We start from the raw sequence: 14,039 nt of genomic DNA, 5'->3' as shown, positions 1-14,039 counted from the left end.
CCGCGCCCGCCCCCGGCGAGGGGAAGTCCGCTAACGTTGGCCGGATGAGCCCCGAGGCCCCCTCAGCCCCTCGGTCCCTCGCGGAGGCGCTCCGCGCGCGGGACGACGCGTCCCTGGCCGCGCTGCTGCGCAGCCGCCCCGACCTCATCACCCCCGTCCCCACCGACCTCACCCAGCTCGCCACCCGCGCCGGCACCCGGGCCTCGGTGCTGCGGGCGCTGGAGCGGCTGGACCGGTTCGCGTTGCAGACGGCGGAGGCGCTGGCCGTGGCCCCGGACCCGGCGTCGTACGACACCCTGCTCGGGCTGATGGCCGGGGACGCCGGGGACGAGACGGTGGCCGGCGCGCTGCCCCGGGCCCTCGGCACCCTGCGCGCCCAGGCGCTGGTGTGGGGCGGAGACGACCGGCTACGGCTGGTGCGGACCGCCCGCGAGCTGCTCGCGCCGTCGCCGCAGCACCCGTCGCCGACCGGTCTCGGACCGACCGTGCAGGAGGCCGCCTCGGGCATGTCGCCGGGGCGGATCCAGGACATCGTGACGGCGGCCGGGCTGCCGTCGACACACGACACGGTGTCCGCCGTGACCGCGCTGACCGGGCTGTTCACCCACCGCGGGAAGATGGCGAAGCTGCTCGCCGGGGCCCCGGAGGCGTCCCGCGAGGTGCTGTCCCGGCTGGTGTGGGGGCCGCCGTACGGGCAGGTCACGGCGGACCCGGCGGCGCACCTGCGCTGGCTGCTGGACCGCGGCCTGCTGCTGCCGACCGCGCCCGGCACGGTCGTGCTGCCCCGCGAGGTCGCCCTGCACCTGCGGGAGGGCCGCGCCCACCGGGCGCCGGAGCCGCTGCCGCCCGCCGTGGCGCCGGCCGCGACGCACAGCCCCCAGGTGGTGGACGCCACCGCGGCCGGACAGGCGTACACCGCGCTGGCCACCGTGGAGGAGCTGCTGAAGGACTGGGACGAGGGCGGCCCGGCGGTGCTGCGGGCGGGCGGGCTGAGCGTCCGCGACCTGAAGCGGACCGCCGTGGCCCTGGACGTCTCCGAGCCGGTCGCCGCCTTCTGGACCGAGCTGGCCTACGCGGCCGGTCTCATCGCCTCCGACGGCGAGGCCGACGAGCGGTACGCGGCCACCCCCGGCTACGACGAGTGGCTGGAGCTGCCGCCCGCCGAGCGCTGGTCCCGGCTCGCCCAGGCGTGGCTGGCGGCCACCCGGACGCCGGGGCTGGTCGGCGGGCGGGACGCGAAGGACCGGAGCCTGTCGGCGCTCGGCCCGGGCCTGGACCGGTCCGCCGCACCCGAGGTACGGCACCGGGTGCTGTCCCTGCTGGCCGGGCTGCCGCGGGGCGCGGCCCCGGACGCCGCGTCGGTGCTGGCCCGGCTCCGCTGGGAACACCCGCTGCGCGGTGCCCAGCAAGGCGGCGACGACGACCTGCGCTCCCGACTGGCCCGCTGGACCCTGTCGGAGGCGGAACTGCTGGGCGTCACAGGGCGGGGCGCACTGTCGGCCCACGGCCGCGCGCTGCTGGAAGCACCGCCGGCCGGGAAGCCCGGGGGGCCCGCCGCGGGCGGCGGTCACGTGCAGACCGGCGGCGCGGAGGGGACAGGCGGCCGTACTCCGGCGGGCGCGACCGCTCAGCCCGGCCACCCCACGCCGGCCGGCGTTCCCGCGCCGGCAAGCGGCGCGTCCGGGCACGCCGGGCCGGGGGGCGAGCCCTCCGAGCCGCCCGCCGGGCCCGGGGACAAGCTTCCGGTGCATCATCACCGGGCGCCCGAGCGGCTCGTACCCCTCTCCGCCGCCGAGCAGGCCGTCGCCGGGGCCGCCGCGGCGCGGCTGCTCGCGCCGCTGCTGCCGGAGCCGCTGGACCACGTCCTGCTCCAGGCGGACCTGACGGCGGTCGCGCCCGGCCCGCTGCGACGGCCGCTCGCGGACATGCTCGGGGTGCTCGCGGACGTGGAGTCCAAGGGCGGCGCGACCGTGTACCGGTTCACACCGGCCTCCGTCCGCCGCGCCCTGGACGCCGGGCGCACCGCCACCGACCTGCACGCCTTCCTCGCCGAGCACTCCCGCACCCCGGTCCCGCAGCCGCTCGCCTACCTGATCGACGACGTGGCCCGCCGGCACGGCCGGCTGCGGGTCGGCGCGGCCTCGGCGTACGTCCGGTGCGACGACGACGCGCTGCTGAACGAGATCCTCGCCGACAAGCGGGCCGCCGCCCTGCGCCTGCGCCGCCTCGCACCGACCGTGCTGGCGACGCAGACCGACCCGGCGACGCTGCTGGAGGGGCTGCGCGCGATGGGGTACGCGCCCGCCGCCGAGTCCGCCGAGGGAGATGTCCTGATCACCCGGGCGCACGCCCACCGCAGCCCGCCGCGCACCGCGCCCGAGCCGGTGCCGGACGGCCCGCCGCCGCCCGACGCCACGCTGCTCGCGGCGGCGATCCGCGCGATCCGGGCCGGTGACCTGGCCGCCACCGCCCCGCGCAAGCCCGTCGGCGACCCCCTGGCGGGCGGCGAGCTGCCCCGTACCTCCGCCGCCGACACCCTGGCCACCATGCAGGCCGCCGTCCTGACCGGCGACTCGGTGTGGATCGGCTACGTCAACGCCGACGGCGCCGCCAGCCAGCGGGTCATCGCCCCGGTCCGGGTGGAGGGCGGCTTCGTGACGGCGTACGACCACACGGCGGACGAGGTGCGCACCTACCCGCTGCACCGGATCACCGGGGTCGCGGAGCTGACGGACGACTGACACCCGCTCCGGGGCCCCCGGCCGTCCCCCGGCCTCCCGGGGCCGCGCGGCCTCTCGTGACCGTGGAGCGCCCCGGGCGAATGAGGCACACTGGACGTTTGGCCGTTATGGAAGGGTGTGCCGCGCGTGAATGGTCCGCTGATCGTCCAGTCCGACAAGACCCTGCTCCTCGAAGTCGACCACGAGCGGGCCGACGACTGCCGGCGGGCCATCGCGCCCTTCGCCGAGCTGGAGCGGGCACCCGAGCACATCCACACCTACCGCGTCACCCCGCTCGGCCTGTGGAACGCGCGGGCCGCCGGCCACGACGCCGAGCAGGTCGTGGACGCGCTGGTGCAGTACAGCCGGTACCCGGTGCCGCACGCGCTGCTCGTGGACATCGCCGAGACGATGGACCGCTACGGCCGCCTCACCCTCTCCAAGCACCCCGCGCACGGCCTCGTCCTCACCACCACCGACCGGCCGGTGCTGGAGGAGGTGCTGAAGTCCAAGCGGATCGCCCCGCTGGTCGGCGCCCGGATCGACCCGGACACCGTCGTCGTGCACCCCTCCGAGCGCGGGCAGATCAAGCAGACGCTGCTGAAGCTGGGCTGGCCGGCCGAGGACCTCGCCGGGTACGTCGACGGTGAGGCGCACCCGATCGACCTGCTGGAGGACGGCTGGGCGCTCCGGCCGTACCAGAGGCAGGCCGTGGAGAACTTCTGGCACGGCGGCAGCGGGGTCGTCGTCCTGCCCTGCGGCGCCGGGAAGACACTGGTCGGGGCCGGGGCCATGGCCCAGGCGAAGTCGACCACGCTGATCCTCGTCACCAACACCGTCTCCGCCCGGCAGTGGAAGCACGAGCTGGTGAAGCGGACCTCGCTGACCGAGGACGAGATCGGCGAGTACAGCGGCACCAGGAAGGAGATCCGGCCGGTCACCATCGCCACCTACCAGGTGCTGACGACCCGGCGGAAGGGCGTCTACCCGCACCTGGAGCTGTTCGACTCCCGGGACTGGGGGCTGATCCTCTACGACGAGGTGCACCTGCTGCCCGCGCCGGTGTTCAAGTTCACCGCCGACCTCCAGGCGCGGCGGCGGCTGGGGCTGACGGCGACGCTGGTGCGCGAGGACGGGCGCGAGTCGGACGTGTTCTCGCTCATCGGGCCGAAGCGGTTCGACGCGCCCTGGAAGGAGATCGAGGCGCAGGGCTACATCGCGCCCGCCGACTGCGTCGAGGTCCGGGTGAACCTCACCGACGCCGAGCGGCTGGCGTACGCCACCGCCGAGACGGAGGAGAAGTACCGGTTCTGCGCGACCACCGCGACCAAGCGGAAGGTCACCGAGGCGATCGTGCGCCGGTTCGCCGGGCAGCAGATCCTCGTCATCGGCCAGTACATCGACCAGCTGGACGAGCTGGGCGAGCACCTGAACGCCCCGGTGATCAAGGGCGAGACCTCCAACGCGCAGCGCGAGAAGCTCTTCGACGCGTTCCGCGAGGGCGAGATCAGCGTGCTGGTGGTGTCGAAGGTCGCGAACTTCTCCATCGACCTGCCCGAAGCCACGGTCGCCGTGCAGGTCTCCGGCACCTTCGGCTCCCGGCAGGAGGAGGCCCAGCGGCTCGGCCGGGTGCTGCGCCCCAAGGCCGACGGCCACCAGGCCCACTTCTACTCGGTCGTCGCCCGCGACACCCTCGACCAGGACTTCGCCGCCCACCGGCAGCGCTTCCTGGCCGAGCAGGGGTACGCCTACCGGATCGTGGACGCGGACGACATCCTGGCCGAGAGCTGAGCGCCCCCGGCGCGGCTCACCTCGTGTGGACCTCCAGGGCGGCGCGCACGGCGGACTCCACCGCGCCCTCGATCCACGCCGGTTTCACCGAGGTGTGGTCGCCCGCGAAGTGCAACGGGCCCTCGGGGGTCGGGATGGACGGGAGCAGTTCCGTGTGCTGGCCGGGCAGGAGGACGGGCGCCTCGCCGTAGGCGTAGGGGTCGCGCAGCCAGCTCTGGGTGCGGCCGGCGCCGGTGTAGAAGACCTCGATCCGCTGGCCGTAGACCTCCTGGAGGCCGCACAGGGCGTGCGGATAGCGGGCGTCGTCGTCCAGGGAGTCCCAGCGCGTGGCGTCGTCCGCCCAGCTGTAGGAGGCGAGGACCACCCCGCCGTCGCTGCCCGGCACCGGGTGGGACGGCTGGTACATGAACCGGTTGGCGTTGTCCGACACCGAGCCGCCGCCGACGACACCGGCCGCTTCCGGCTGGTCGCGGGCGACGGCCCGGTTGGCCGCATAGTGCACGCGCTGGCCGGGGGTGATGTGGCCGGGCGGGACCGAGGGGTGAGCGCCGAGCAGGCGGCCGTCGCCGGGGGTGCGGCCGGTGCGGTAGGCGTCGTACAGGCCGGGGTCGATGCGGTGCAGCTCCCGCTTCCAGTCGGCCTCGTCGAACTCCCACCAGCGGCGGCTGAACTCCAGCAGCACCTTGGTCGCGCTGTCGTAGTGCAGTTCGGTGACCGCCCGGCGCTTGCCGTACGACATCGGCGGGCTGACCTGCACATGGCGCAGGCCGGAGAAGGGCACGGTCACCACGGCCGCGTCGGCGGTGAACTGCTCCCGTACGACCGGTCCCCCGCGCCCCTCGGAGACGGTGTCCACCCACACGTGGGGCCCCCGGGCGTGGACGTGCGGTGTGTCGCCGCCGGCGCGGCCGTGGTCGTAGTACTCGATCCGCGTGACCCGCCGGTCGAACCGCACGCTGTCGCGGACCTTGGCCAGCAGGGCGTCCGGCAGGACGGCGGTGCCGCCCTCCAGCTCCCAGAACGCGGTGTCCGGGCTGATCAGGGAGGCGTCGATGAAGCTGTGGATGAAGGACAGCGGCAGCCGTGAGGTGAGGTTCTCGACGGTGCCGACGAGATCGACGGTCCGCTCGTCCAGGCCCGCGTGCTCGGTCAGGAAGCGGAACATCGACCAGTCGCCGAAGCGCTGGATCACCCGGGCCCAGCCGCGCACCCGCTCGGGCAGCGGCTTGTCGGTCCGCCTGCCGTCGGGGCCGACCGTGCTGAACTCGTCGCGCACCGGGTCGAGCACCGAGCGCAGGATGGTCGCGGCCGGTGTGTCCCAGTGGGCGCGCGGGACGCCGAAGGAGCGGTTGATGCGCCGGGGCGCGCGGGCGTAGTCGGCGCGGCGCATGCGGATGCCGTTGACGTGGATCCAGGTGTGGGCGACGGGACGTCCGCCCGCGTCGACGTCGACGTAGTAGAACGGCCGTTTCTTCAGTCCGAGTTGGCTGATGAGGTCCATCACCAGCGGGTAGCTGCCGGGCAGCCGCATCGCGCCGGCCTCGGCGTACTGGTGGGGGTCGGTGAAGGGCTGCGGGGCCTGCTCGTGGCCGCCGGTGCGGAACGTCTTGATGCGGCCGCCCGCCCGGTTGCCGTTGGCCTCCAGGAGGGTCACGCGGTGTCCGGCCCGCCGCAGCAGCCACGTCGTGACGAGGCCGGCCGGGCCCGCCCCGATGACGAGGACGCTCTTGGGCCGGCTCGCCCGTCCCCGGGGCAGGCCGTCCTTGAGCACCTGCCGGTAGCCGGGGACGAGGGGCCGGTCGCCGGAGTCCACGACGAGCAGGGCGCGGGCGACGGCGAGACAGCGGGCGTGGTCGGCGCCCCGGGCGGCGGGGGCCGCCGGGGCGGGGGCCCGAGGGGGTGCCTGGACGGGCGGGGCGGCCGCGCCGGCGGGGCCGGTGCCGGCGGCGCTGGCGAGGACAGTGGCCGCGGCGGTGGTACCGGCGGCGGCCGTGAGCGTGCGCCTGGTCAGGCCGCCGTTGCCGGCGCCCGCCTGGTGATCTTCGGTCATGACGCACTTCTACGGGCCCGTCGGCCCGGTGCGCGCGGGGTTGCGGCGAATTGCCACGGACGGGGGAAAGCCGCAGTTCAAACCCGTAACGAGGGGTGCGCGGAAGCACGCCGGTGTGGTGCGTTGCCTCCGGTTACGGCGAAGGGGTGAACCGCGCTCCCCGCCGCCCGGAGCGGGGTGCCGGGTCAGGACACTGCCCCCTACAGGACCTGCGTGCGGAGGGGGAACAAGGTGGTGGAACAGCGGCGCCCCGGGGTGGGTGCCCGAGCGCGGTACTGGTTCGACACGACCCTGGCGCGCGGCACCTCGGCCCTGGTCGGCTGGCTGGTGGCGGTCTGCCTGGCCGTCGTCGTCCCCGCGAGCGCGGTCCTGGTGTGGACGAGCGGGCACGCCCCCGCCACCCTCGCCGGGAAGCTGGCGGCCGTCTGGCACCTGACCGGGGAGACCCTGCGCCTCGGCGGCACCACCGGCACCCCGGTGCGGGTGGTGCTGTCGGTGCTGCTGGCCCTGGTCGCCCTGGTGTACGTCTCGACCCTCGTCGGTCTCATCACCACCGGGCTGACCGAGCGGCTCATCGCCCTGCGGCGCGGCCGCTCCACGCTCCTGGAGCGCGGCCACGTGGTGGTCCTGGGCTGGTCGGAGCAGGTGTTCACGGTGGTGAGCGAGCTGGTCGCGGCCAACTCCAACCAGCGGAGTTCGGCCGTGGCGGTCCTGGCCGACCGGGACAAGACGGCCATGGAGGAGGCCCTGTACAGCAAGGTGGGCCCCACCGGCCGTACCCGGCTGATCTGCCGCAGCGGCCCGTCCGCCGATCCGGCCGTACTGGCCCTGGCCAGTCCGGCGACGGCCGACTCGGTGATCGTGCTGCCGCCCGACGAGTCACGCGGCGACGCGGACGTGGTCAAGGCCCTGCTGGCGCTGCGGGCGACGGCGGCCGGGGACGACGTGACCCCGCCCGTCGTGGCCGCGGTCCGCGACAGCCGCTACCTGCTGGCGGCCCGGCTGGCCGCCGGGGACCGCGGCATCGTCGTGGAGAGCGAAACGGTCACCGCCCGGCTCATCGCCCAGGCCGCGCGCCGCCCGGGACTGTCCCTCGTCCACCGCGAACTCCTCGACTTCGCCGGCGACGAGTTCTACCCCACCTCGCACCCGTCGCTGGTCGGCCGGGACTTCGGTGCCGTGCTGCTCGCCTACGGCAACGCCAGCGCGGTCGGGCTGATCCGGGACGATGTGCCCTGGCTGAACCCCCCGGCGCGGACCGTGATCGAACCGGACGACCGGATCATCGTCATCACCGCCGACGACGACACCGCCGAACTCGCCGACTGCGCGGGGTTCGTCGAGGAGCGGCTCATGGCGGGCCCCCGGCCGCCGGTCACCCGGCCCGAGCGGGTGCTGCTGCTGGGCTGGAACCGCCGGGCGCCGCTCGTCCTGCGGGAATGGGGCCGCAACGCTCCTCCCGGTTCCGTCGCCGACGTGGTGGCGGACGAGGACGAGGCCACCGTGCGGGCCGCGTGCGACACCGGCGCCGACTGGGCCTGTCTGCCCCGCCGGGGCGACACCACACTGCCGGAGACCCTGTCCGGCCTCGACCTCGCCTCCTACGACAGCGTCATCGTGCTCGGCCAGGAGCCACGGCCCGGCGAGCCCCCGGAGGAGCCGGACACCCGCACGCTCGTCACCCTGCTCGTGCTGCGCCACCTCGAACAGCGGATCGGCCGGGAGCTGCCGGTGGTCACCGAGCTGACCGACGACGGCAACCGGCCCCTCGCGCCGCTCGGCCCCGGAGCCGACGTGATCATCAGTGGCAAGCTCATCGGGCTGCTGCTGGCCCAGATCTCCCAGAACCGCCACCTGGCGGCGGTGTTCGACGAGCTGTTCTCGGCCGGCGGCACCCAGGTCCATCTGCGGCCGGCCGCCGACTACGTCCTGACCGGCCACGAGGCGTCCTTCGCCACGGTCGTCGCGGCGGCACGCGACCGGGGCGAGTGCGCGATCGGGTACCGCGGGCACGCCGGGACCGGCCCCGGCGGGACCGGTCACTCCGGGGCCGGGTGCGCTCCCGGCCATGGGCTGCGCGTCAACCCGCCCAAGTCCGAGCGCCGGCACTGGACCGCCGAGGACGAGGTCGTCGTCATCGCGGGTTCGGCCCGGCAGGACGCCGGGGACCGGGGACGGGACCGGCCGCAAGGGCCGGAGAACGGCTGACCCCGCTGTCGTACGCCAGGAGCAGCCCCAGCGTCAGCAGGGGGTAGGCGGCCGCCAACGGTTGCTGCCACCACGGCAGTTCCAGGTCCAGGGGGCCCTCGTGGGGCACCAGCCACATCGTGCGGGCGGTGAAGACGAGCGCCACCAGCGCGGCCGTACGGGTGCGCCCCTCCGCCAGCAGCACGGCGAGCAGCGGTACGCACCACACCCAGTGGTGGGTCCAGCTGATCGGGCAGACCAGCAGGGCGGTGAACGCGGTCAGCAGGACGCCGTGGCTCTCCCGCCGGGCGCGGACCGCCAGCGACAGGCCCGCCACCGCGACCACCGCCGCCGGCAGCGCCCAGGCGAGGCCCGGCGCGGGGTCGCCCAGGACCCGGGCGACCAGCCCCCGCAGGGACTGGTTGTCCACGATCCACGCCTTGCCCACCCGGCCGATCTCCCACAGCCGCCGGGTCCAGAAGTCGGCGCTCGCCGCCGGGAGCAGCACGGCCCCGAGCGCGGCCGTCGCGGCGCAGGCGGCGGCGGCCGTCGCCGCCTGCCGGTTGCGGCCCCGCAGGAGCAGGTAGACCACGAACACGGCCGGGGTGAGCTTGACGCCGGCCGCGATCCCGAGGGCGAACCCCCTGGCGCGGGCGCCCGGGGGCCGGGTCAGGTCCCACAGGGTCAGGCAGGTGACGGCCAGGTTGACCTGGCCGTACAGCAGCGTCTGGAAGACCGGTTCGAGCCAGAGGGCGAGGGCGGTGGCCGTGCAGAACGGGGCCGGGGACAGCGGGCGGCCCGCCAGGCGGGCGGAGAGGGCGACGAGGGTGGCGAGCAGGAGGACGTTGGCCGCGAGGACGGCCGCCTTCAGGGCCGGCAGGGGGAGCCAGGCGGCCGGGACGAACAGGAGCGCGGCGAAGGGCGGGTAGGTGGCCGGGAGCCGCCACCGGGTGACGGTGAAGCCGTACAGGTCGGTGCCGTGGGCGACGGCCGCGCCCTCCGCCCGGTAGACGAGGAGGTCGGCCATGGGGGCGCCGCGCAGGGCGCACAGCGCGGTGAACGCGGCGAGGGAGAGGACGAGCAGGAGCAGGGCAGGCAGGCAGGGCGTCACCGTCCGTTTGCGCACGCACGTGACCCTATGTCGCTACTTGCGGCGTACGCCCGCTTCCTCGCCGTACTCGCCGAGGATCAGGACGCGGAAGGCCGCCTCCGCGAACACCCGCACGGCCCGCAGTGCGTTGCCCAGGCGGTGGTGGTGGGTGCCCTGGACGGCGGTGGCGCCGCAGGGTGACCGCATCGGCGCCGGGGTGATGGCTGCTGCGCTCATGTCTCCATGGTGGAACGACACGGGGGCGGAAATCCATTGGACCGGGGCCGTGGGGCCGCCCTAAAATCTCCGCCCTTGCCCGCCTCCCTCACGGAGTGCCGTCGTCCGGCCGGAAACCGGGCGGCATCGTCGTCGCCCACGCAGCAGGCCCACCGGAGGCACTCCCTTGCCCAGCCCCGCCCACACCCCACTCGGAGAACCCGTCGACGCCCGGGCCGGGAGTCCGCTCGGTGACCGGCCCGGCCCGCTCGACGCCCCGCCAGGGGATCCGCTCGCCCGGGAGCAAGCCCATCTCGCCGCCTCCCGGGCCGCCCTGCGGGCCATGCGGGAGGACGTGGAGGCGCTGGACATCCGGGACGTCTCCGCGAACTGGGTCAACGCCGAGGTGCTCGCCCGCCAGATCGAGCAGCGCGTCAGGGCGCTGGCCGACCTGAGCGACACCCCGCTGTTCTTCGGCCGGCTCGACTACCTGCGCGCGCCGGGCGCGGAGCAGGCCGAAGGGGCCGACGGGGAGCGGTTCTACATCGGGCGGCGCCACGTGCACGACGCGGACGGCGACCCGATGGTCATCGACTGGCGCGCGCCGGTCTCGCAGCCGTTCTACCGGGCGTCCCGGAAGAACCCCATGGACATCGGGCTGCGCCGCCGCTTCGGCTACACCGGCGGCGACCTCACGGCGTACGAGGACGAGCACCTGTCCGACCCGGCGGAGACGGCCGCCACCAGCAAGCTGCTCCAGCAGGAGATCGAGCGGCCCCGCGTCGGCCCGATGCGGGACATCGTCGCCACCATCCAGCCCGAGCAGGACGAGATCGTCCGCAGCGGGCTCGGCGGCACGGTCTGCGTGCAGGGCGGCCCGGGCACCGGGAAGACCGCCGTCGGCCTGCACCGGGTCGCGTACCTCCTCTATGCCCACCGGGAGCGGCTGGCCCGCACCGGCACCCTGGTCATCGGGCCGAACCGGTCGTTCCTGCACTACATCGAGCAGGTGCTGCCCGCGCTCGGCGAGCTGAGCGTGCAGCAGGCCACCGTGGACGACCTGGTCGGGCAGGTCGAGGTGCGCGGCACGGACGAGGCCGCCGCCGCGATCGTCAAGGGCGACGCCCGGATGGCCGAGGTCCTCAGGCGCGCCCTGTACTCCCACGTCAGCATGCCGAGCGAACCGGTCGTGGTCGTGCGCGGCTCCCGGCGCTGGCGGGTGCCGGCGTACGAACTGGAGGAGATCGTCCGGGAGTTGCTGGCCCGGGACATCCGCTACGGCGCCGCCCGCGAGGCCCTTCCGCAGCGCGTCGCGCACGCGGTGCTGGTGCAGATGGAGCGGGCCGGGGAGGCGCCGGACGACCGGGTGCAGGACGCGGTGGCCCGCAACAGCGCGGTGAAGGCGGCCGTGAAGGCGTGCTGGCCGGCCGTCGACCCGGCCAGGCTGGTGCTGCGGCTGCTCACCGACGCGGAGTTCCTCGCCGAGCACGCGGACGGGATCCTGGACGAGGACGAGCAGAAGACGATCCTGTGGGCCAGGCCGGTGCGCGGTGTGAAGTCGGCCAGGTGGTCGGCGGCGGACGCCGTGCTGATCGACGAGGCGGCCGACCTGGTCCAGCGCACGCACTCGCTCGGCCATGTCGTGCTGGACGAGGCGCAGGACCTGTCCCCCATGCAGTACCGGGCCGTGGGCCGCCGCTGCACCACCGGCAGCGCGACCGTCCTGGGCGACCTCGCGCAGGGGACGACCCCGTGGGCGACCCGGAGCTGGGACGAGGCGCTGGCCCACCTCGGCAAGCAGGGCGTGGTCGAGGAGCTGACGGCCGGGTTCCGCGTCCCCACGGACGTCATCGCGTACGCCTCCCGGCTGCTGCCGCACATCGCGCCCGGCCTCACCCCGGTCGCCTCGGTCCGGGAGAACCCCGGGTTCTTCGAGGTGCGTACGGCCACGGGGGCGGCCGACGTCGTCGCCGCGTGCGCGGAGCTGCTGCGCAACGAGGGCTCGACGGGCCTGATCGCCGCCGACGCCCGCGTCCCGGCACTGGCCGAGGCCCTGACGGCGGCCGGCCTCCCCTACCTGGCCCCCGGCGAGGAGACCACCCGCGAGACCCGCCTGACCCTGGTCCCGGCCTCCCTCGCCAAGGGCCTGGAGTACGACTACGTGGTCCTCGACGAACCGCAGGCGGTGGTGGACGGCGAACCGGACGAACGCACCGGCCTGCGCCGCCTGTACGTCGCCCTGACCCGAGCGGTATCGGGCCTGACGATCACCCACACGGCACCCCTGCCGCAGCAGCTGGCGGGGTAACGACAGCCTGCGCCGGCCCGTGGCACAGCCCAGGCCGGGGCAGCCCGGCCGGCTCGGTCCGCCGGGGGGGGGTCGTTCCAGCGGCGCGCGGCACACGGCGACCGCGGCCGCCGCGGCTCTCCGGCCGGTCGGTGCCGGCCGGCGCCGTGCACCCCGCCACACCCCCGCCACACCCCCGCCGCACAGCCGCCCCGCCGGCCCGGCGTGCCCCGGCTGGGGTCAGTCGGCGGCGCCGTCCAGCGTCGTGCGCCACTGCGCGACCGCGGGCGCCGAGACCGGGCCCCGCCAGCCGTCGGGGCGGGCCGCGCCGCCGATGTGGAAGGCCTGGATGCCGGCGGTCCTGAGGCGGGGCACGTGGTCGAGGCGGAGCCCGCCGCCGACGAGGATCTGCTGCTCGTACCCGGGTTCGCCGTCGTGGGCCGCCTCGGCGAGCAGGGTGTCCAGGCCGTCGTCCACGCCGGAGGCGGAGCCGGCGGTGAGGTAGGTGTCCAGGCCGGGCAGGTCGGCGAGCTGCTTGCGCAGGGCGTCGCGGTCGGCGGCCCGGTCGATCGCCCGGTGGAAGGTCCACCGGCAGCCGGCGAGCGCGTCGGCGACCCGTTCCACGGCGGCCAGGTCGACCCCGCCGTCCGCGCCGAGGAACCCGAGCACGAACTGGTCCGCACCGGCCTGCCGCAGCTCGCCGGCCACGCCGACCAGCCGGTCCACGTCACCGGCGGCGAAGCCGTCCGTGAGGCGGAGCATCACGCGCAGGTCGATGTCGACGGCGGCGCGGATCGCGGCGACGGTGGCGGGCGCGGGGGTGAGCCCGTCGGCCGCCATGTCGGTGACCAGCTCCAGCCGGTCCGCGCCTCCGGCCTGGGCGGCGACCGCGTCCTCGACGTCGAGGGCGATCACCTCCAGGACTGCACGCTTGCTCATGGCACCCCATTCGTCGGCGTCCTACAGGTCTAGTCCAATTCAAGGGTACCCGGGCGCCCCGCGCCGACAGGGCCCGCGGTGTCACGGGAGAATGGCCGCATGGCCGACCTCGACGCCCTGCGCCCCCGCTTCGTCCGCGCCCTGGAAGCAGCCCGCGCCCCCGGCGGCGGACCCGACCCCGCCCCCTACGCGGACAACCTGCTCGCCCGCTGGCGGGAGCCGCAGCGCCGGTACCACACGGTGGCCCATCTCACCGCCGTACTCGACCACGTCGACACCCTTCAGGCGTACGCGGCCGACGCGGACGTGGTCCGGCTGGCCGCCTGGTTCCACGACGCCGTCTACCACCCCGAGCGGTCCGAGAACGAGGAGCGGTCCGCCCGGCTGGCCGAGCGCGCCCTGCCGGAGGCCGGCCTGCCGGACGCCAAGACGGCCGAGGTGGCCCGGCTGGTGAGGCTCACCGTCACCCACGACCCGGCCGACGACGACCGCGACGGCCAGGTGCTGTGCGACGCCGACCTCGCGATCCTGGCCGCACCCCCGTCGGCGTACGCCGCCTACACCGCCGAGGTCCGCGAGGAGTACCACTTCGTGCCCAACGAGGCGTTCCGCGAGGGACGTTCTGCGGTCCTGCGGCACCTGCTCGGCCTGCCCCGCCTGTTCCGCACCCCGTACGGCAGGGAGCACTGGGAGGCCACCGCGCGCTACAACCTCACGGCCGAGCTGGAAATGCTGTCGACCTGAAGGACGCGGCCGCCG

The 14,039-nt window shown here is 75.3% G+C and carries 9 protein-coding genes; 5 read left to right on the top strand and 4 right to left on the bottom strand.

What is annotated here, in order from left to right:
- Window positions 1-44 precede the first annotated feature (44 nt).
- Window positions 45-2,741 carry a helicase-associated domain-containing protein gene (locus ACZ3ZD_RS00790; protein WP_467392070.1) on the top strand — a complete coding sequence of 899 codons (2,697 nt, stop codon included), beginning with the start codon at window positions 45-47 and terminating at the stop codon, window positions 2,739-2,741.
- Window positions 2,742-2,867: 126 nt separating this feature from the next.
- Window positions 2,868-4,511: a DNA repair helicase XPB gene (locus ACZ3ZD_RS00785; RefSeq protein WP_467392068.1), complete on the top strand. Its 1,644-nt coding sequence runs from the start codon at window positions 2,868-2,870 to the stop codon at window positions 4,509-4,511.
- A 16-nt stretch (window positions 4,512-4,527) separates the two neighbouring features.
- Here the strand turns inward: ACZ3ZD_RS00785 and ACZ3ZD_RS00780 are convergent, their stop codons facing one another.
- Window positions 4,528-6,561, bottom strand: coding sequence for a flavin monoamine oxidase family protein (locus tag ACZ3ZD_RS00780; protein WP_467392066.1), 2,034 nt, complete (start codon window positions 6,559-6,561; stop codon window positions 4,528-4,530).
- Between the two features lie 234 nt (window positions 6,562-6,795).
- Between ACZ3ZD_RS00780 and ACZ3ZD_RS00775 the strand changes: the two genes are divergently transcribed.
- Window positions 6,796-8,769, top strand: coding sequence for a CASTOR/POLLUX-related putative ion channel (locus ACZ3ZD_RS00775; RefSeq protein ID WP_467393243.1), 1,974 nt, complete (start codon window positions 6,796-6,798; stop codon window positions 8,767-8,769).
- On the opposite strand, the gene ACZ3ZD_RS00770 is transcribed toward ACZ3ZD_RS00775, so the two are convergent.
- Both ACZ3ZD_RS00770 and ACZ3ZD_RS00765 read right to left on the bottom strand, forming a co-directional pair.
- Window positions 8,696-9,874 (bottom strand): glycosyltransferase 87 family protein, encoded by a 1,179-nt coding sequence (locus ACZ3ZD_RS00770; protein WP_467392065.1) that lies wholly within the window; start codon window positions 9,872-9,874, stop codon window positions 8,696-8,698. The two genes, ACZ3ZD_RS00775 and ACZ3ZD_RS00770, sit on opposite strands and share 74 nt — an antisense overlap.
- 18 nt (window positions 9,875-9,892) lie before the next feature.
- Window positions 9,893-10,075: a hypothetical protein gene (locus ACZ3ZD_RS00765; protein ID WP_467392064.1), complete on the bottom strand. Its 183-nt coding sequence runs from the start codon at window positions 10,073-10,075 to the stop codon at window positions 9,893-9,895.
- 322 nt (window positions 10,076-10,397) lie between these two features.
- Between ACZ3ZD_RS00765 and ACZ3ZD_RS00760 the strand changes: the two genes are divergently transcribed.
- Window positions 10,398-12,362 (top strand): HelD family protein, encoded by a 1,965-nt coding sequence (locus tag ACZ3ZD_RS00760; protein WP_467393241.1) that lies wholly within the window; start codon window positions 10,398-10,400, stop codon window positions 12,360-12,362.
- Window positions 12,363-12,581: 219 nt separating this feature from the next.
- On the opposite strand, the gene ACZ3ZD_RS00755 is transcribed toward ACZ3ZD_RS00760, so the two are convergent.
- Window positions 12,582-13,280 carry a copper homeostasis protein CutC gene (locus tag ACZ3ZD_RS00755; RefSeq protein WP_467392062.1) on the bottom strand — a complete coding sequence of 233 codons (699 nt, stop codon included), beginning with the start codon at window positions 13,278-13,280 and terminating at the stop codon, window positions 12,582-12,584.
- A 99-nt stretch (window positions 13,281-13,379) separates the two neighbouring features.
- Here ACZ3ZD_RS00755 and ACZ3ZD_RS00750 point away from each other — a divergent pair, with 99 nt between their 5' ends.
- The gene (locus tag ACZ3ZD_RS00750; protein WP_467392060.1) at window positions 13,380-14,024 is read left to right on the top strand and encodes an HD domain-containing protein; all 645 of its coding nucleotides are present in this window, start codon (window positions 13,380-13,382) and stop codon (window positions 14,022-14,024) included.
- The last annotated feature ends 15 nt before the right edge of the window (window positions 14,025-14,039 follow it).

The sequence above is a fragment of the Streptomyces sp. NPDC023481 genome (genome assembly GCF_055560195.1).
This window is presented reverse-complemented; position numbering and strand designations above follow the sequence as displayed.

What these genes read in the sequence shown, in the direction of transcription:
- ACZ3ZD_RS00765 (WP_467392064.1), bottom strand. Translation starts at nt 10,075, where the DNA reads ATGAGCGCAGCAGCCATCACCCCGGCGCCGATGCGGTCACCCTGCGGC.
- ACZ3ZD_RS00790 (WP_467392070.1), top strand. Translation starts at nt 45, where the DNA reads ATGAGCCCCGAGGCCCCCTCAGCCCCTCGGTCCCTCGCGGAGGCGCTC.
- ACZ3ZD_RS00750 (WP_467392060.1), top strand. Translation starts at nt 13,380, where the DNA reads ATGGCCGACCTCGACGCCCTGCGCCCCCGCTTCGTCCGCGCCCTGGAA.
- ACZ3ZD_RS00760 (WP_467393241.1), top strand. Translation starts at nt 10,398, where the DNA reads ATGCGGGAGGACGTGGAGGCGCTGGACATCCGGGACGTCTCCGCGAAC.
- ACZ3ZD_RS00780 (WP_467392066.1), bottom strand. Translation starts at nt 6,561, where the DNA reads ATGACCGAAGATCACCAGGCGGGCGCCGGCAACGGCGGCCTGACCAGG.
- ACZ3ZD_RS00755 (WP_467392062.1), bottom strand. Translation starts at nt 13,280, where the DNA reads ATGAGCAAGCGTGCAGTCCTGGAGGTGATCGCCCTCGACGTCGAGGAC.